18 protein-coding genes are annotated in these 16,106 nt (G+C 57.0%); 9 read left to right on the forward strand and 9 right to left on the reverse strand.

The genetic code is table 11. The annotated features are described in order from the left end of the window. Nucleotides 1-253: 253 nt before the first annotated feature. From I6L48_RS14095 to I6L48_RS14105, 3 genes are all read right to left on the reverse strand, one after another. On the reverse strand, nt 254-457 hold the full coding sequence (locus tag I6L48_RS14095) for a major capsid protein (protein WP_216987350.1): 204 nt from the start codon (nt 455-457) through the stop codon (nt 254-256). A 62-nt stretch (nt 458-519) separates the two neighbouring features. Beyond that, nucleotides 520-849 (reverse strand): hypothetical protein, encoded by a 330-nt coding sequence (locus tag I6L48_RS14100; RefSeq protein ID WP_216987351.1) that lies wholly within the window; start codon nt 847-849, stop codon nt 520-522. Next, the gene (locus I6L48_RS14105; protein WP_216987352.1) at nt 846-2,747 is read right to left on the reverse strand and encodes a phage/plasmid replication protein, II/X family; all 1,902 of its coding nucleotides are present in this window, start codon (nt 2,745-2,747) and stop codon (nt 846-848) included. The genes I6L48_RS14100 and I6L48_RS14105 overlap by 4 nt, the downstream gene beginning before the upstream one ends. A 103-nt stretch (nt 2,748-2,850) precedes the next feature. On the opposite strand from I6L48_RS14105, the gene I6L48_RS14110 reads away from it, so the two are divergent. Then, on the forward strand, nt 2,851-3,183 hold the full coding sequence (locus I6L48_RS14110) for a helix-turn-helix domain-containing protein (protein WP_216987353.1): 333 nt from the start codon (nt 2,851-2,853) through the stop codon (nt 3,181-3,183). Nucleotides 3,184-3,649: 466 nt separating this feature from the next. Here the strand turns inward: I6L48_RS14110 and I6L48_RS14115 are convergent, their stop codons facing one another. Further along, nucleotides 3,650-4,945 (reverse strand): site-specific integrase, encoded by a 1,296-nt coding sequence (locus tag I6L48_RS14115; protein WP_216987354.1) that lies wholly within the window; start codon nt 4,943-4,945, stop codon nt 3,650-3,652. Nucleotides 4,946-5,225: 280 nt separating this feature from the next. Then, nucleotides 5,226-5,531, reverse strand: coding sequence for a YebG family protein (locus I6L48_RS14120; RefSeq protein WP_216987355.1), 306 nt, complete (start codon nt 5,529-5,531; stop codon nt 5,226-5,228). Between the two features lie 220 nt (nt 5,532-5,751). Between I6L48_RS14120 and I6L48_RS14125 the strand changes: the two genes are divergently transcribed. The 4 genes from I6L48_RS14125 (at nt 5,752) to rsmF (ending at nt 11,146) form a co-directional block, all read left to right on the forward strand. Next, complete coding sequence (locus tag I6L48_RS14125) at nt 5,752-6,396, forward strand: paraquat-inducible protein A (RefSeq protein ID WP_010674754.1); 645 nt, start codon at nt 5,752-5,754, stop codon at nt 6,394-6,396. After that, nucleotides 6,374-6,982 (forward strand): paraquat-inducible protein A, encoded by a 609-nt coding sequence (locus I6L48_RS14130; RefSeq protein ID WP_010674753.1) that lies wholly within the window; start codon nt 6,374-6,376, stop codon nt 6,980-6,982. Before I6L48_RS14125 ends, I6L48_RS14130 begins: the two co-directional genes overlap by 23 nt. Before the next feature lie 51 nt (nt 6,983-7,033). Beyond that, nucleotides 7,034-9,586 carry an MlaD family protein gene (locus I6L48_RS14135; RefSeq protein ID WP_216987356.1) on the forward strand — a complete coding sequence of 851 codons (2,553 nt, stop codon included), beginning with the start codon at nt 7,034-7,036 and terminating at the stop codon, nt 9,584-9,586. 129 nt (nt 9,587-9,715) lie between these two features. Continuing rightward, complete coding sequence (rsmF, locus tag I6L48_RS14140; RefSeq protein ID WP_216988077.1) at nt 9,716-11,146, forward strand: 16S rRNA (cytosine(1407)-C(5))-methyltransferase RsmF; 1,431 nt, start codon at nt 9,716-9,718, stop codon at nt 11,144-11,146. Nucleotides 11,147-11,380: 234 nt separating this feature from the next. Here the strand turns inward: rsmF and I6L48_RS14145 are convergent, their stop codons facing one another. Beyond that, nucleotides 11,381-11,665: a RepB family protein gene (locus tag I6L48_RS14145; protein WP_113070258.1), complete on the reverse strand. Its 285-nt coding sequence runs from the start codon at nt 11,663-11,665 to the stop codon at nt 11,381-11,383. Nucleotides 11,666-11,955: 290 nt separating this feature from the next. On the opposite strand from I6L48_RS14145, the gene I6L48_RS20975 reads away from it, so the two are divergent. The 4 genes from I6L48_RS20975 to I6L48_RS20980 all read left to right on the forward strand — a co-directional run bounded on the left by I6L48_RS20975 (nt 11,956) and on the right by I6L48_RS20980 (nt 14,227). Then, nucleotides 11,956-12,240: a helix-turn-helix domain-containing protein gene (locus tag I6L48_RS20975; RefSeq protein WP_216987357.1), complete on the forward strand. Its 285-nt coding sequence runs from the start codon at nt 11,956-11,958 to the stop codon at nt 12,238-12,240. Next, the gene (locus tag I6L48_RS14155; protein ID WP_216987358.1) at nt 12,161-13,357 is read left to right on the forward strand and encodes an ISNCY family transposase; all 1,197 of its coding nucleotides are present in this window, start codon (nt 12,161-12,163) and stop codon (nt 13,355-13,357) included. The genes I6L48_RS20975 and I6L48_RS14155 overlap by 80 nt, the downstream gene beginning before the upstream one ends. A 244-nt stretch (nt 13,358-13,601) precedes the next feature. After that, entirely contained in the window at nt 13,602-13,886 is a 285-nt protein-coding gene (locus I6L48_RS14160; protein WP_113070259.1) for a hypothetical protein, read from the forward strand. Nucleotides 13,887-13,897: 11 nt separating this feature from the next. Further along, nucleotides 13,898-14,227, forward strand: coding sequence for a type II toxin-antitoxin system RelE/ParE family toxin (locus tag I6L48_RS20980; RefSeq protein ID WP_113070260.1), 330 nt, complete (start codon nt 13,898-13,900; stop codon nt 14,225-14,227). 107 nt (nt 14,228-14,334) lie between these two features. Here the strand turns inward: I6L48_RS20980 and I6L48_RS14165 are convergent, their stop codons facing one another. The 3 genes from I6L48_RS14165 to I6L48_RS14175 all read right to left on the reverse strand — a co-directional run bounded on the left by I6L48_RS14165 (nt 14,335) and on the right by I6L48_RS14175 (nt 16,008). Then, nucleotides 14,335-14,544 carry a hypothetical protein gene (locus I6L48_RS14165; RefSeq protein WP_113070261.1) on the reverse strand — a complete coding sequence of 70 codons (210 nt, stop codon included), beginning with the start codon at nt 14,542-14,544 and terminating at the stop codon, nt 14,335-14,337. A gap of 15 nt (nt 14,545-14,559) precedes the next feature. Further along, nucleotides 14,560-14,736, reverse strand: a complete 177-nt coding sequence (locus I6L48_RS14170; protein ID WP_180321004.1) for a DNA-binding protein — start codon at nt 14,734-14,736, stop codon at nt 14,560-14,562. A gap of 243 nt (nt 14,737-14,979) precedes the next feature. Further along, nucleotides 14,980-16,008, reverse strand: coding sequence for a site-specific integrase (locus tag I6L48_RS14175; protein ID WP_041215162.1), 1,029 nt, complete (start codon nt 16,006-16,008; stop codon nt 14,980-14,982). Nucleotides 16,009-16,106 lie beyond the last annotated feature (98 nt).

Here is a 16,106-nt window from a genome sequence, read left to right on the forward strand (position 1 = left end):
CCGCGGAATCAGCCATATCAATAAGCTGGCATTCAATCTGTGTAGGAGCGAACGATACTGAAGTTCCCTGCGTAGTCGTCGTAATAATGGTGTTACCCTGGACAACGCTCGAATAAGCGATGGGTATGCCGTCATGAAGGGTAACTCCCTGCGAATTAGCGGCGACCGCCTGCAAAAAAGATTCGGGGGTCTCATAGCAAGCCCCATTGTATTGGAATGCCATAAGACCCCCGTTATTAAAGTAACTGTTACGTTACTTGGCGCCGCGCAGATATTTGATGGCAGCGATGGCAATCACGACCAGGAGGCCGAGGGTTGCCACAGCAGCGCCATCAGTTGCGGCATCGGTCAGGGCGGTGGTCACATCCGCAGGAACAGCAGCGAAGGACGGGGAAGCCACGGCTGCAACAGCCAGACCAGCGGCGGCGCGTTTCAGGTTCAGAATGGTAGTTTTCATGGTGATGTCTCCTTACGGTTGGTTGAGCTTCCTGCCCTTCACCTGGAGCAGGGGCTTAGGGTTCAAGCACTCTTTGCATGAGCGGGTTGGCCTACCGGTTTCCAGCCGGTGACCAAGAGCTTGGTCTGCTTGAGGGAGATCTGCGGCGAGAAGGTCAGCTCGATAAGACCCGGCAGAACGCCACCATTGCGAGCGGCTGCATGGATCTCTTTGGCCAGCTTATTGCCGTCGGCGGTATCGACCGGGAACTTGCCGATATCGACCCCAGCGAAACCGCTATCGAACTGGACTTCATCCTCGACTACGTGGACATTGGCCCAGTCAAAGGACTCTTTACCCTGCTCTTCCATGCGACCGAAACGCACCTGGAGCACGTGGAAAACCTTGCTCATTCCTGACATATCTCTTCCTCTCTGCTGATGTTGCGGCCCCGAGAGTCGGTGGCCTTATGTACCCAATACCAAAGCCGGTCTAAACGCTGCTTGGTAAGGCTGATTCGTCCACGAAGGCCAACGGCCTTGGCGATTTGGTCGGGGTCTTGCTCGGCGTCATACAGCTCGGCCCGCAGGCCATCAAGGATGATGGAGAGCTTGCGGTGCTCTGCATCGGCGTATGACCGGGCATCGAATTCAGGATTGGGAGCGGCCCCCAGGTAGTCGGCGAAGTCGGCCAGCAGTTCGTCGTCGTCGTACTGCGGGCGCTGCTCAGGTTCGGGGAGGTTGTGCTCCTGCCGGTACTCGTTGACGTTGCCGCGAACGAGTTCCCAGGTGCCATCGTCGAACACGGCCAGATGGATTTGCTCACCCCCTGCCCCGCCCAGTTCGCCATTGAGGCGGATGGGACGACCGGCGACCAAGTGGGAAACGCAGTAACGGGCAACGTCGAGCGGCTGGCCGGAGAGCTTGGCGACCTCGGCGGCAATGAGCTGTTCACGGGACTGGCCGAGCTTCTGCACGAAGTCCTTGCCGCACATGTTGCCAAGGGTGCTCATGTCGCCCTGGGTGTCGAGCACGGTCCCCACCGGTTCGACGTAGCCCGCAGGCCGCTGGTCGGCGAAGTCCATCTTGATGAGGTGCAGGAGCTTGGCGGTTTTCTTGTTGCGCAGGTTCTGGAGCTGGGCCTTGGTCAGGCCGATATCGAGGAGCGCTTTGACGCTGTCATAGAACGAACTGGAAGCGGTTAGACGCTTGGTTTTGTCCCACCCTTCGGTTGCCAGCAGGCGATAGAACATCATCAACCGGTCGGCCCGTGTGAAGTTCCACTTCTCAGTCACAGAGCCATCATCGTTTGAAAACTGTTTACACCTTCCATAAGAAATGCGGAGCTTGCGCTGCACCTCAAGGTCTTGTGTGAGGTGGACCTTGCTGTCACCCAGAGCGGTCATCATGTCGGTGAACATGTTGCGCCAAGCCCACTCACAGAACTTCATACCCTCGCGCTTCTCGAAGTCGGCCACCCAGGCAAGGAACTGCCACACGTTGCGGGGGATCTTGTTCTTCTCAAACCAACGGGTATATCCCCTGCCCTCAAACCGGAGACGGTGCTGGGCGAATTGCTGGAGTTCGGGGGACTGCATGGACTTGATGACGGAGTTATAACGGCTGGTCTTCTCTTTGCGGGCAGCCGCCTGGAGACTCTTGAGCTGCTTCTCCATCTCATGGTCTTTCGCGTAGACGACAAGCACATGAGCCCGACCAGCGTCCTGCATCTCTGATGTGCGGCGGTTGAAGTAGATAGTCGAGGCGTAATCGGACTCTTTGGAGGGACGCAAATGACGGTGTGAGAGCTGACCAATAGCCGTTAGGCAGTTAGCCATGGTCTCGGCATCGGGAAGTTGGATGCTGTAGGTACAGTCAACGCGGCGGATGTGAGCAGAGCCGAAATCGAGCATCTCAGCGATTCCGGGCAAGGCTCGAGTGAAAGCCGCGATAAGTTCGAGGATGCCAGTAGCAGCACAGTCTGGCCCGTAGACGTTGTGGCCCTGTAGCAACTTAGCCGGTGACCCTTTGATAGCAAAGCAAGGCCAACTTCTATTGAGCTGGGCCTGATGGAGCTTACAGGTAATGTCAGTGAAGCTCGAAGGGACTGACTCCCAGGGATGGTACAGATCATGGAGTTTCCCCTCCGGGTCAATTGAAAAGTCGACTCTCTTCGAGCCCAGCTGTAGTCCACGGCGCCCACACTCTTCCAGGTCAACAACTCCCACGATGTCAGCAGCACCAGCGCCAACGCGCTGCACGGTGCAGAACTGAGTCTTGAAGGGGATATGTATTTCCCAGAAGTCGTACATAGGGCCATCCATGCAATCATATGAACCCAAATATACAACCGCATAAGCATGCACGCAACTAAGTGGGGTAAAATCTGCATACGTGAGATCAAAAGGAACCGTAATGGAGCGCATAGGGCACAACATCAGGCGCATGCGTGATGCCGCAAACTTAAGCCAGCAGCAGTTGGCTGAAATAGCCGGTATCTCGAAGTCGCAGTTGTCGAGGTTGGAAAGCGGTGAACAAGATAACCCTCAGATCAAGACACTCATCCCGATAGCGGCGGCCTTAGGCGTATCGCTGGAAGAGATCGTCTATGGCGAATCATCAAAGACCATGGACTTTTTGACCAAGGCAATAGACGAACTCCCCCAGGAAGACAGGGCAGCCCTCAGGAAGCTCATTCGAGGCTGGGTACTCATCTCGCACAACGAGAAAATGGACAAGCAAAGCTAAAGCCCGCCTTTAATGCGATAACCCATTGAAAAACCTAAAAGAATGGCCCGCTGCTGCGTCCGGCTCTCGGAGTCAAAGCCACAGTTAGAGTTCGTGGCTTCGCCGACTCGGGGGGGCCCGGGCGCCCCCGCCCTGGGCGCGCCTTCGGCATCGCCCCAGGCGTGTGCACCCCAACCCCCTCCAGAAAGGCGAGCACACCTCTCACAGAGGCTTTATTCGGACGGAAAAGGTAACGGTTACTTAAAGGGTGGTTTCATGCGGTCGCGCACAATGCAGGTTATATTCAACGCCCCCTGCGGGGCTCCCTGCTGCTGCGCAGACTAGCAGGGAGGCAGCGCTAAACATAACCACAGGACATTATGCGCAGTGTCGTGTTTTATGAGTCCCAGGGAATGGTCAATCAAGGATTGCCTTTAGGTCCAACATCTTGGTTATGAGTGCAGCTTTATTTGTTCACCACTGGTTATCAATCATATGTTCGGTCCTGGTCGAGCAAGTGATCCAGCGGCTTGCGGCTGGCACTCTCGTGACGTTCCCGGTTACCGGTATGCAGGTACTTGGAGGTGGTGTCGATGCTGTCGTGTCCCGCATCGGCTTGTACGTGGGATAAAGGCCGTCCGTGCAGATTGATGTCATGGGTGATGCCGGTGTGACGAATGGAGTGCGGCGTCAGGGTTCGCATTTCAGCAGCATCCTGATCAAAACCATCTTGTTCGGCAAGGCTTGCGGCCTGTTCAAATACCGCCATTACCAGGTCTCGTAGCTGGCGGATACCCAGATTGGCATTGAGTTCGCCTTGTTCGCGGCCATGGGCCGCCGCCTTGTGGCGTACGAACAGCGGGGTCTGCTCTCCGGGGGCCGGCAGTGGCGAAAGGCCAAGAAAGGTACGATAGCGAGCCAGGGCTTCGAGCAGAGCCTGAGAAACGGCCACGGTGCGACGTTTACCGCCTTTGCTGCGGGGAATGTCATAACCCCAGACGCCCGTTTTGGCGTCACGTCGAAACTGGCCCATGACGGGGCTGAAACCCGGCCTGGCCGCCACCTCGGAAATCCGCAGATAACAGGCATACATCAGACAGATGAGAAAGCGGCTGCGCTCATGTTGGGCCGGGCATTCGACAGCGAGCTGCTCGGCGGCTTGCATCACATAGGACCATTGCAGTTCGGTGAAGGATTGCGCGTCTTCACCAGCCTCTTGGGGGCCCGCACGTTTAACCCGCTGCAGCAGGAGAGCCGGATTGCGATCCATGTACTCCTCCTGGATGAGAAACTGGAAGAAGGCGGACAAAATGGCGAGTTTTGTCTTCATCGCCTGCTCACTCAGTCGATACGGCAGCTCCCGGCCCAGTTCCCGCTTGCCAAGAAACGGACGCCACAGGGGGTTTGGCAACCGTTCCCCCCACTCCTTGTCGAGCACGAACTGGGCGACGTTGCGGTAGGCAATCAGTCCGGACGGTGGTGCCTGGCAATAGTCGAGATAGCGCATCATGATGCGCCTGGTGAGATCCCTGGGGCTGATGGCCACCTCGCAAAAACACCAGTGCAAAAAAGTGGTGAGCTCACTGCGATAGGTCTTGTAGTTGTTTTCGCTGTGGCGCTGCTCCAGCAGCCAGTCGACGGCCAGCTCATAGACGATCCCCGCGTCGGGGACCTTGCCAAGACTCAGGGTGGCGAGGTACTGGTTGACCTGGGGATTGCCCGCCTCAAGGTGGTCCACGCTATCGAACAGCGGCATGGCGGGTGGAAGTGCTGGCTGAGTCATGATGGTGTGTGATGTCGGTTGAATGTTTTGAACGGGGCCGCGCCCCCCTGATGCCGATAAATGGGGTTATCGGCATCAGGGCTTGCAGTGCGCCTTGGGGGCAACGACCTGAGGCATCTTGCTGTGATACCCCATGATGACGAGCAATCGGCATATTCAATAAATATGCGGTGTGGTTGGAAAATTTTCGGGGAAAATAGTCGTGACAATGGCTTAAGTTGCACTTTTCATGAATGAGAGAGCGGCTTCTGCCTCACATCCCCTTCCCCGCCCTTTCGTCTCAAGCCACGCTCTTCAGGGGCTTCCCCTTTGGCTGTTCAGTATCCTGCTTGTCTTCTTTGGGGGAATTCCCCTGCCCTTTTCCACCGCGCAATACCTGCTGCAACTGATCCCGCTGCTCGGCCAGATAAAAGGCCAGACTCTCCTGCTGTTCCGGTGCAAGCGCGACCGGCGCGCCCGCCAGCAGTGTCATCAGCTCATCGGCGGTGTCCAGCAGTTTGTCATAGGCATCCGCCTCTTTCTTGCTGGCAAAGGTCATCTTCTCCACTCCCCCACGTACCACAACATACTTGATCTCAACGGCCATCGCGGCGCCCTCCTGATGATAGTGATCGCAAGTATATGTACGTATATACAGTATTGCAAATACCCTCAGCATGTCGTCATGCATCGCCAGCCCCTGCTTGGCTGGCGGCGGCCAGTTCACAGCGGAAAACACGTCTTTTCAAAGGGGGCTGTGCAGCGCGGCAAGACAGGGCAGGCGTTTTAAGGTAAATTTCATCAATTCCTTCAACAGGTTGAATCGTATGTCGGATCCGCACTCGGTGATTGTCTGTCCGGCCTGTGACTTGCTGATCGAACGCAAGTTGCTGCCGCTGCGCCGTCACGCCCATTGCCCCCGCTGTCATCAGCATCTGTATGGGCGCTATGCCTTTCGCCCTTCCCAGTTGATGGCGCTGACCATCACCGGATTCCTGTTGCTGCCTTCCGCGTTTTTTGAGCCTTTGATCTATCTTCGTCTGGCGGGTGTGAACTCGGACGCCAACCTGATCAAGGGAATTATGATGCTGTATGCCGAGAGCGAGCTCTGGGTCGCAACACTGGTGCTCTGGTGCGCCGTGCTGGCGCCGACAGGGCTGCTGCTCGGGATCTTTGCCCTCGCCTCCGGCCTGGCCAAGCGCTGGCATCTGCTGGCGTGGACCCTCAAAGCGGTCGAGGTATTTCGTCACTGGGCCATGCTGGAGGTGTACATCGTCAGCCTGCTGGTCGCCCTGTTCAAGCTTATCGACATCGCCGACGTGCGCCTGGGAGGCGGTCTGCTGAGCCTGGGTTGTCTGATGCTGCTCAACATGACGCTGCTGATCCTCTTTGATCCTGCCCCTTACTGGGAGCGGATTCCGCTGCAACATGCTTCCCGGGAGCCGGACCATGTCCCCGATCAGCGCCCGTGAACTGGGGCTTTGCCGCTGCCATACCTGCGGGTTGCTGGTGCGCCATCAACACGGCATGAGCTGCCCTCGTTGTCACACTCCCTTGCAGATGCGCATCCCCCATTCCCTCGCCTGGTCATGGGGCCTGCTGGCGCTGGCCACCTTCATGTTGTTGCCTGCGAACCTGTTGCCCATCACCCACTTTTACAACAAGGGATTATTGCAGTCCGATACCATTTTCAGCGGTATCATGGCGCTCTATCGCAGCAAGATGTCCGGCATCGCCACCATAGTACTGACCGCGAGCATCATCGTGCCCATCGGCAAGATCCTGGGCCTTGGCTGGATCTGCTGGCAGTTGCAGCGCAGCAAGCCGGTGCGCCGAAAACGCCAGCTTGTCATGTACCGCATCATCGATTTCATCGGACGCTGGTCCATGCTGGACCTGTTCGTCATCTCGCTGATGGTGGCTCTGGTGGATCGCGGCGTGCTGCTCAACGTGCGTGCCGGCCCCGGGGCGACGGCATTCGCCGGCGTGGTGGTGCTCACCATGATGTCGGCCAGGATGCTCGATACCCGCCTGTTGTGGGACAAGGCGGCCCGTTAATGTTTTTTGTGTCGAACGCGCTGTGCATCACAGCCAATGTAAGGAGTCGGTATGGTCGGGGCTGAGCCCGTCATTGAGAAGCACCGCTGGTTATCACCGGTCTGGTTGCTGCCCTTCATCGCCCTCTTGCTGGCGGGAGGCTTTCTCTACCAGCAGTGGACGAGCAGTGGTCAACTCATTCGCATCAACTTTGCCCAGGGCAACGGTATCTTGCCGGGCAAGACCCAGTTGCGCTATCAGGGGGTCGCCATCGGCGTGGTCCAGGAGCTGGAATTGGCACAGGATGGTCGCAAGATTGCGGTGCTGGCCAAGGTGGACAGCCGTGCCCGCTCCCTCATACGCAAGGGCTCCGACTTTTGGCTGGTGAGTCCGAAGGCGTCACTGACCGAGATCTCCGGCCTGGACACCCTGGTGTCCGGCAACTACATCAACCTGCAACCCGGACGGGAGAACAACCCGCTGGAGGATGAGTTCGATGCCCTGGATGGCCCTCCCCCCGGTTATCAGGCCCAAGGGCGCACCCTGCACCTGACAGCCGATTCTCTGGGGTCGGTGGGCATCGGCGCCAAGATCTATTTCCGCGGGCTGGAGGTGGGCAGTGTCATCAACACCCGTCTTGGGGAAGAGAACCAGAACGTGATCCTGGATCTGGTGATCGAGCCGCGCTTCGAGCACCTCGTCAAGGCGGATACCCGCTTCTGGAACATCAGCGGCATCAAGGGCTCCTTCAGCCTGGCTGGCGTCAGTGTGGAGGCGGGCAGTCTCACCTCCATCCTGAGCGGCGGCATTGCGTTTGACTCCCCCAAAGATTCTCCCGTGGCGCAAAAGGGGGTCAATTTCATCCTCTACAAGGGGCTGGCCGAGGCCGCCCGGGGTGAGCGCATCACCATCCAGGCGGGGACTCTGCCCATCAAGGAAGGGATGCCCATCCTCTATGAGGGCATCGAGATTGGACGAGTCGACCCTATTCGCCTCACCGAGCAGGGGCGAAGCGTGACGGCCCTCATCAACCCCGAGCAGGCGTTCCGGGTGACCGGCAAGAGTCGCCTGGTGTGGGAGACGGTCTCTCTCTCCCCTGCCGGGATCAAGCATGCGGATCGCCTGCTGGCCGGGCCCGCCATTCGTCTGGACTATGAACCCGGTAAACGGGTCAACACCATGACCCTGGAGAGCCAGGCACAGCGCGGCGGCATCAAGCTGACCCTGCAGGCAGAGGATCTCGCCGGTTTGAGCGAAGGGGCTCCGCTCTGGTTCAAGGGGTTGCAGATAGGTCAGCTCGGGGCACTGACCCTGGATGCCGGCGGCAATGCCAGTGTCGAGCTGCTGGTGAACGAGCGTTATCGCCATCTGTTGCAACGGGCTCGCTTCTATCGCGCCGCCCCCTTGCAGGTGGAGGCGGACCTCAGCGGTATCAAGGTGGAGACCAGCCCGGCCAGTGCCTGGTTGGCGGGGGGCATCAAGCTGGTACAGGCTGCGAAGGGTGACAGGATTGACCGCCTCTACCCCAGCCAGGAGCTGGCCCTGCTTGGGAGCCGCCATGCCAAAGCGGTCAGCTGGACGCTGCGTGCCGCTCAGGCTGATGGTATCGGTGTGGGCTCCCCCGTCCTCTACCTGGGACTGGAAGCGGGCAAGGTCAAGGCGCTGGATGCCGATGGTCGCGGGGTGGCCATCACCCTGGAGATCGATGCCATCTATGCTCCTTTGCTCAAGCAGCAACCTCAGTTCTGGAAGAAGGCCGCCATCGACGGCAAGATCCGGCTCGACGGCGTGCAGGTCAAGATGGGAAACCTCGCCACCCTGCTGCGTGGTGCCATCGAATTCGACAAGCTGGGGACAGGTCGCAGCAGTCATCAGCTCTTTGACAGCAAGGAGCAGGCAAGCTCCCAGGTGCGCACCCTCACCCTCACGGCAGATCACAACCCGGGTCTCGGGGTCGGCAGCCCCATCCGCTATCGCGGAGTGGACATCGGCAAGGTGGAGCAGGTGGAACTGGATCCGACCCTGGGCCAGGTGAGCTTCAAGGCCGAGCTGAATGAGCAATATGCCGCGCGCTTCCTGCAATCCGGGGCGCGCTACGCCCTGGTGCAGGCCAAGGTCGGGCTGGGGGGCGTTGCCCACCTCGATACCCTGATCAAGGGGGCCTTTGTGGAGGCGACACCGGGCCGGGGGGCTGGCAAGGAGACCTTCCCCTTGAGCCAGAGTGGCTCCGCCGGTCTTGCCCTGACCCTCAAGAGCCCCTCCGTCGATGGCATCAGCGTGGGCAGCCCCCTGCTGTTTCGCAAGATGGTGGTGGGCAGCGTCACCGGCATGACCCTGGCCCGGGATGGCAGTGAGGTGCTGATCGATGTGAATGTGGATGGACAGTACGCCCATCTGATACGCGCCAACAGCCGCTTCTGGAATGTCTCCGGGGTCAAGGCCGATATCGGGCTGACCGGTGGCACCATTGAGGTCGAAACGGTGCAAAGCCTGCTGGCGGGCGGGATTGCCTTCAATACGCCGGAGCGGGAGATGGGCGCGACCGTCAAGGCGGGCCATCGTTATCCGCTCCATGCCAAGGCGGAAAAAGAGTGGCTGGAGTGGAGCCCCCGCATCTTGCCCTGAGTTATTCCCCTGCTCGTCAAAAACCGGCCTTGTGCCGGTTTTTTTATGGCCTCATGGACTCCCCCATCAAGAAGGGCCGCGCACTGTGGTAAGATGTCGCCCCTCATTTTGGGTCAGCGAGATTGCGCCGTGCACGACAACACCTACCTCCCCGATCACTTCCTGCGTCATATTGCGGAGTTCATGCCATCCCATCTCTCCATGGAGGCATTCGTGGCGAGTTGCCGGCAGCCGCTGCGGCGCAGCATCAGGGTCAACACCCTCAAGATCACGGTATCCGAGTTTGTCGCCCGCATGGCGCCGCTTGGCTGGCAGCTGGATCCCGTGCCCTGGTGTGAAACCGGCTTCTGGCTCACCCGCAGCGATGAGAGCGTTCCCCTTGGCAACACGGCCGAGCATCTGTGCGGCCTCTTCTACATCCAGGAAGCGAGCTCCATGTTGCCGGTGACGGCGCTCTTTGCCAGTGAGCAAACCAGACGGGATGGCATGTTGCTGGACGCGGCCGCCGCCCCTGGCTCCAAGACTACCCAGATCGCGGCGCTCATGGAGAACCGCGGCATGCTGATCGCCAACGAGTTTTCCAGCAGCAGGCTGAAAGTGCTGAGCGCCAATATCCAGCGCTGCGGTGTGACCAACGTCGGTATGACCCATTTCGATGCCAAGGTCTTTGGCCAATGGCTGCCGGAAACCTTCGACGCCATCCTGCTCGACGCCCCCTGCTCCGGCGAGGGGACGGTGCGAAAAGATGAAGACGCGCTGCGCAACTGGAGCCTGGAGAGCATCGAGGAGATTGCCGCAGTGCAGCGTGGCCTGCTGGAGAGTGCTTTTCACGCCCTCAAACCTGGCGGCGTACTGGTCTACTCCACTTGCACCCTGAGCCTGCAAGAGAACCAGGACGTCTGCCAGTCACTGCAAGAGAAGTTCGGTGATGCCTTCAGCTTTGACTCGTTGGCCGATCTCTTTCCGGGAGCGGAGAAAGCCTGTACGCCGGAGGGATACCTGCACGTGTGGCCCCAGATCTTCGACAGTGAGGGCTTTTTCGTCGCCCGGTTGCGCAAGCATCACTCCGTGCCCAACACCATGTTCAAACCGGGCAAGCTCGGCAAGTTCCCCTTCTCGCCGCTGCCAGAGAAAGAGGCCAGCCCCATGTTGCGGGAGATTGAAGGGAATTTTGGCATCGTGCCCCATGGCCAACTGTTTGGCCGCAATGACGAGATCTGGCTTTTCCCTCACGCCTTCGAGCAGGTACAGGGGAAGCTGCGTTTCGATCGCATCGGCATCAAGCTGGCTGAGACCTTCAAGAAGGGATATCGATTGACCCATGAATGGGCTCTGGCTTACGGCCATGAGGCGAGCAAGGGATGCGTCGAGCTGGATGCCGCCAATGCCCGTGAATTCATGATGGGACGAGATGTCTGGCCAGAGCAGGATGCCGGGACTGGGGAAGTGATCGTTCGTTACCAGGGGCACCCGCTCGGCATGGGGAAATGGGTGGGGAGTCGCATCAAGAATGCCCTGCCCCGGGAGCTGGTACGGGACAACAACCTGTTCAATGCGTGAGAGTGGGGTTGCTCGAGCAAAAACAGCGCCTGTTCGAGTCTGAAAAACCCCCACTCTGGTTGAACTTTTATCCGGTTCTTGAAATGCCTAGAGCCTTGTCTAAGCTTAAGGCTATCCGCATACCAGTTAGCGCACGGCTCTGCAAGGAGCCAATTCCCCTATGCCAGGTACAAGGAATTCGTACCTGGCTTTTTTTGTCTTCCTTTTTCAACCATGCCGGCACGATACCATCGTCTATTCGAGCATGTCTGCCGACTCGGGAATATCGCTCTGCTGCGCGTTGGTCGTTTGTTGCAGTTCGTGCTGATAGAGCAGATCGATCGCCTGCTCGATGATGGAGGCCTGACTGTCTTCCAATTGTTGCCCCAGCATGGCCAACCGCTCTGCATGACGATTGCTTATCCAGCATTGCAACCGGCAGTGGGTTTCCTGCTTGCGCTTCACGTGCTGGCGCTGCCGTTCGGCGTTCTCTTGAGCGGCGCTTTTCTTCAATTCCTGGCTGCCATCACCCTCTGACATATTATTGTCGCGAATGTTATCTCTCATTTTTCGTTGGCATCTTCTACGAAAGTAAATCGGATTACGACTCTCCCACCGTCATGATGTCTGTGGAGGACGACATGAATATACCACCAGATCAACAGGATATCATTTAACATAAAAAATGGAGAGGCGCGGTTTTCTTGTAAACGTTAAGTAGTAATGTCATGTTTACGACAAATTGAAGTGTCACTCCGGGTTGCTAAGCTGGTTAGTTACCGACCATGCCAAGGGCATCCCTGATGAGACGCAACGAGATCTGGTTTAGCATGAGAGAGATCGACCGGCTCAAGACTATCCAAGCAATCGTGGATGGCCATCTAACGGCAAGCATCGGGGCTCAGCGGCTGGACTTATCTGTTCGCCAAATTTACCGATTAGTTGATCGGTATAAGTTATCCGGGCCACCGGGGCTGCGTTCACAACATATTGGCAAGCCCAGTAATCATCAGCTTCCCGTTGGGGTGAAGGATCGTGCTGGGGTTGTGGGTGCCGCGTCGGCAGCGTCCCCCCAGGATCCAACAACCTCGCTACCGGCGAGCCTGCTTTGGTGAGCTTATCCAAATTGACGGCTGTGATCATCGCTGGTTTGAAGATCGGGCGCCAGCCTGTACTGCCATCGTGCTTGTGGACGATGCGACCAGCCAGATCACCGCTCTGCGTTTTGTACATTCCGAGTCTACCTTCGCCTACTTTGGCACACTGCGTGATCACCTGGTCGTTCACGGTAGGCCGCTGGCATTTTACAGCGACAAGGCCAGCGTGTTCAGGGTCAATCACAAGTCAGCTCGCGGAGAGGGACAAACACAGTTTGCCCGTGCTCTGAACGAGCTCAACATCGATGGCTTCTGTGCACACAGCAGTGCGGCCAAGGGCCGTGTAGAGCGAGCACACTTGACCTTGCAAGACAGATTGGTGAAGGAGCTGAGATTGGCGGGGATCAGCTCGATTGTCGATGCCAATGCATGGCTACCGGGCTTCATCGTTGATTACAACCAGCGTTTCGGTAAGGCCCCTTTACATGAGCTGGATGTGCATCGGCCCTTGGGCCCACAGGACGATCTGGAGCACACGCTGATCTGGAAGGAGCCGAGACAGGTATCCAAGCGGCTTACTACTCAGTATGACAAGGTGCAATATCTGTTGCTTGATACCCCCGCCCAACGCCGCCTGATCGGTCGAGAAATCACGGTGTACCACTATTGCGATGATCGGGTTGAGTTACGTGGGCCAGAGGGTGAGCTTTTGGAATACTGCATTAATGATCACCTCGCGCCCGTGAATCAGGGGGCCATTGTTGATAACAAGCGGCTTGGCCATGTTCTGCAAATGGCGCAGGAAGTGCAAACCATGCGCGATGATGTGCGCTCACGCAGCTTGCCAGCCAGCCCGACCACGAACCGGCGGCGTGGGCCACATCCTGACAAGGTAAAACCCAATAGGCTAGGAGAAGAGCAGTATTACAAAGCCCTGATGGAGGTCAGTGGTGAGCGGATGAACACGCAACCAGATAAGTTCGAGCTGGCAGACCTAGCAAAGGAGGCTCTATCGACAGTTGTGAAACGCAAGCGTGGGCGTCCCCAGATCACCGGCCCCAGCGAAACGTCCCCCTCACCGGCAACTAGTGCCGCAATTGCCGAATGGCAACGTCTGCAACAGATCAAACAATAGATAAAGCCTTTATTGTGGGTAAAATCTATTACAAATATTTCCCATCTGAAGATTCAGTGCTAGTCTTGTGAATGAGGGGGGCGCCGCCCCTCGTTTAGCGAATCACTTGGCGAATTCAATCAGCAACCAAAAGAGATCGCGAACAATGTTCGAGGCCGGCCATGGCCTTCCACCATTGTAAAAAAACAGGAACTACCACAAGGAGACGCGCCTAGGGCCGCAAGCACCAAAGCGCGATTAGAGCATGACTTATACAACGACTATTACCGCCATATCACAAAGGGCGGCCCGCGAAGGGCTTGGAACGCCAGAGACATTTAAAGGGGGGGTCTACGTAACAAAAAATGGAGTTGCGGAGCTGTTCATACAGACCGCAGAAGAGCGGGCGATGGAGCTGGAATCTCTGCATAGTGAGAACGAAAAAAAAGCGCTGCTACGGCTGGTTATGCTGGCACAGCAAGATGTCAATAGCGGCAGGACTTTCTCCGCCGAGGAAATCAAGGAGAGGATGCGCCATGCCAGAAAGTAAGGGGCTAACCCGTGTATTCGATAAACTTCACTCAGGCGGCCGACGACTGCCTAAACGAAATAGCGTCATTCAACACCCATCGGCTTGGTAAGGAGGGGGCTTGGGATCTGGCAGATTCACTAGTTGATGACATTATGGTCACTCTCTCCGAGCAGCCACTAATGTACCCCATATGCAGCCAACTTGCTGATTATGGCCTTGGATACCGCGAACGAGTAGACGATCGGGGGTTTCGCGTTCTCTTCTTAGTCAGTGGCGACAGAGTAGATGTGCTACTGATACTTCACCAACGCCAAAGCATTCAGGACGCCTTAGTTAGACACCTATTGGCTTATAGATAGCACATAACCCCCGGTTCATGCCGGGGGTTGTCTAGGCTTGTCTGAGCTTCCCACACGAGCAAAGTGACTAGGCAAAACTACCATGGTGATGACCTTTTAACGGGAGTTCAGTCGTCAGATTCAACCGTTATGTCATATTTAACACCGAGGTGATCACACAGGGCCTGGAATACACAGCCATCCCCGTAAGTGTGAAACTCATAGGTTCGGTTACCCAAGCAGGCCGCTTGCCCCTCTTCAATTAGCGGCTTCAGCTCTTGCCACATCCAGCCAGCCGGTTCAGTCAGCAATCGAATCGTCATAGCCATGTCTGCCATGATATAGCTCCAACTTCAGCTTGTTGGTTTGATGTTCAGACCAATCCTGCTTCTGGCCTTAGCGACATCACCAAGAACGATGGCAAGCAGTTCAGGGTCTCCGGTCTCTATTGCTTCATTGAGATAAACGGTTATCTCTAGCTCGTTCATCAGGTATTCTGAGGGCTCGTATCTACTGAATTCTTCTTTCATAGCTTACGTTTCCATAAATTCAGTTTAGTACTGCGCCATGTATCACCAGCTCCAAATGAAGATAATAGCACAACAAGTAACGTTGGTTTGAATTGTGAAATTTCAACGCCAGCGATCAAAATTGTGAGACTCCTGTGGCCCTTCATTACACTTGTGTTGTCGTGACTCTTTATTCAGCATTCCCTCTATTTTATGACATTTCTATTTGACGGAATGCACGGCATTTCTACATGTTTTTGACACTTATAACAACCCATCTAGGGCGTGATCCGAGAACTTGTGTGCATCATCGAAATATTCCTGCAAGGTGCGCATGTCCTTGTGTCGGGTCACCTCGATGATCTTGTTCATCGGTTTGCCCGCCGTTACCGCAGAGGTGATGAACCCCCGCCGCAAACTGTGGCCACTGACGTGGAGATCGTCGATGGCCTGGCCGGTTCGCCGCTTGATCATCAGGTTGATACCTTGCGGCCCCAGGGGGTCTGCCATCAGCTGTCCCCAGCGATTCATCCGGCGAAACAGGGGGCCCTCAGCAATCCGGCTTTTTTTCAGCCATTGTTGCAGTGCAGACACTGGGCAATACCGGGTGCCTGGAATGAGTGCTATCTCCGATTCATGGAGCTGATGTTTGCTTGGCTTGAGACGAAGGCGTATCCCCTGCCCCACAAACTGCACGTCATTCACCTCGATCCTTGCCGCTTCCGACCGGCGCAAGGCGCCACTGAACATCAGGAGCAACAGGGTGTAATCCCGAAGTCCCGCCAGGTTGCTTGTATCTATCTCGTCCAGCACGCAGGCCAATGGTTTCAGGGTCAGCGCCCCCGTTTTGCGTTTGCGGTTATCACCGAGCCGTACTATGCCCCGCATCATCTCCTTTATCTCCGCATGCTCGGTCGGCATGGGGTGGATCCCCTTCTGCTTGAAGGCATAGCGAATGCCGGCAAGCCGTCTTACCAGGGTGGCCGGTTTGCGAGGTTCCCCGTTGCGAAGTTCCCCCTTCCCTTCTTCCTTGTCGAGCCAGACCCAGTTGGCCAGGATGCCGTCGGCCTGATCCGCCAAAAAATTCATGATGTCGTGGTGTGTCGTCTGCAAGGGATCCAGCCCGTGGAGCTGGCACCAGGAGACAAAGATGCGGGTATCTGCCTGATAGGCATTGAGGGTGGAGTCGGCTTTGGCGCTGCGCAGGAAGCGTCTTGCCCGGCTGTTCAGCTGAGGATCGAAGACGCTCTGCAAAGATTGCTGAACTGGGTTTTGAAGGCGTGGGTAGTTCACTTAACTCTATGATTTAAAGCGGAGTTTCGATGGATCTTACAGGATCATCCAGATCTATCAAGTATCGATAATGAATATTATCGATACTTATGAAGAGT

Source organism: Aeromonas sp. FDAARGOS 1418, from assembly GCF_019048585.1.
Classification (GTDB): Bacteria; Pseudomonadota; Gammaproteobacteria; order Enterobacterales; family Aeromonadaceae; genus Aeromonas; species Aeromonas caviae.

What these genes read in the sequence shown, in the direction of transcription:
- I6L48_RS14120 (WP_216987355.1), bottom strand. Translation starts at nt 5,531, where the DNA reads ATGGCCGTTGAGATCAAGTATGTTGTGGTACGTGGGGGAGTGGAGAAG.
- I6L48_RS14115 (WP_216987354.1), bottom strand. Translation starts at nt 4,945, where the DNA reads ATGACTCAGCCAGCACTTCCACCCGCCATGCCGCTGTTCGATAGCGTG.
- I6L48_RS14170 (WP_180321004.1), bottom strand. Translation starts at nt 14,736, where the DNA reads ATGAAAGAAGAATTCAGTAGATACGAGCCCTCAGAATACCTGATGAAC.
- I6L48_RS14130 (WP_010674753.1), top strand. Translation starts at nt 6,374, where the DNA reads ATGTCCCCGATCAGCGCCCGTGAACTGGGGCTTTGCCGCTGCCATACC.
- I6L48_RS14160 (WP_113070259.1), top strand. Translation starts at nt 13,602, where the DNA reads ATGACTTATACAACGACTATTACCGCCATATCACAAAGGGCGGCCCGC.
- I6L48_RS14165 (WP_113070261.1), bottom strand. Translation starts at nt 14,544, where the DNA reads ATGGCAGACATGGCTATGACGATTCGATTGCTGACTGAACCGGCTGGC.
- I6L48_RS14095 (WP_216987350.1), bottom strand. Translation starts at nt 457, where the DNA reads ATGAAAACTACCATTCTGAACCTGAAACGCGCCGCCGCTGGTCTGGCT.
- I6L48_RS14105 (WP_216987352.1), bottom strand. Translation starts at nt 2,747, where the DNA reads ATGTACGACTTCTGGGAAATACATATCCCCTTCAAGACTCAGTTCTGC.
- I6L48_RS14145 (WP_113070258.1), bottom strand. Translation starts at nt 11,665, where the DNA reads ATGTCAGAGGGTGATGGCAGCCAGGAATTGAAGAAAAGCGCCGCTCAA.
- I6L48_RS14100 (WP_216987351.1), bottom strand. Translation starts at nt 849, where the DNA reads ATGAGCAAGGTTTTCCACGTGCTCCAGGTGCGTTTCGGTCGCATGGAA.
- I6L48_RS14110 (WP_216987353.1), top strand. Translation starts at nt 2,851, where the DNA reads ATGGAGCGCATAGGGCACAACATCAGGCGCATGCGTGATGCCGCAAAC.
- I6L48_RS20975 (WP_216987357.1), top strand. Translation starts at nt 11,956, where the DNA reads ATGAGAGAGATCGACCGGCTCAAGACTATCCAAGCAATCGTGGATGGC.
- I6L48_RS14135 (WP_216987356.1), top strand. Translation starts at nt 7,034, where the DNA reads ATGGTCGGGGCTGAGCCCGTCATTGAGAAGCACCGCTGGTTATCACCG.
- I6L48_RS14125 (WP_010674754.1), top strand. Translation starts at nt 5,752, where the DNA reads ATGTCGGATCCGCACTCGGTGATTGTCTGTCCGGCCTGTGACTTGCTG.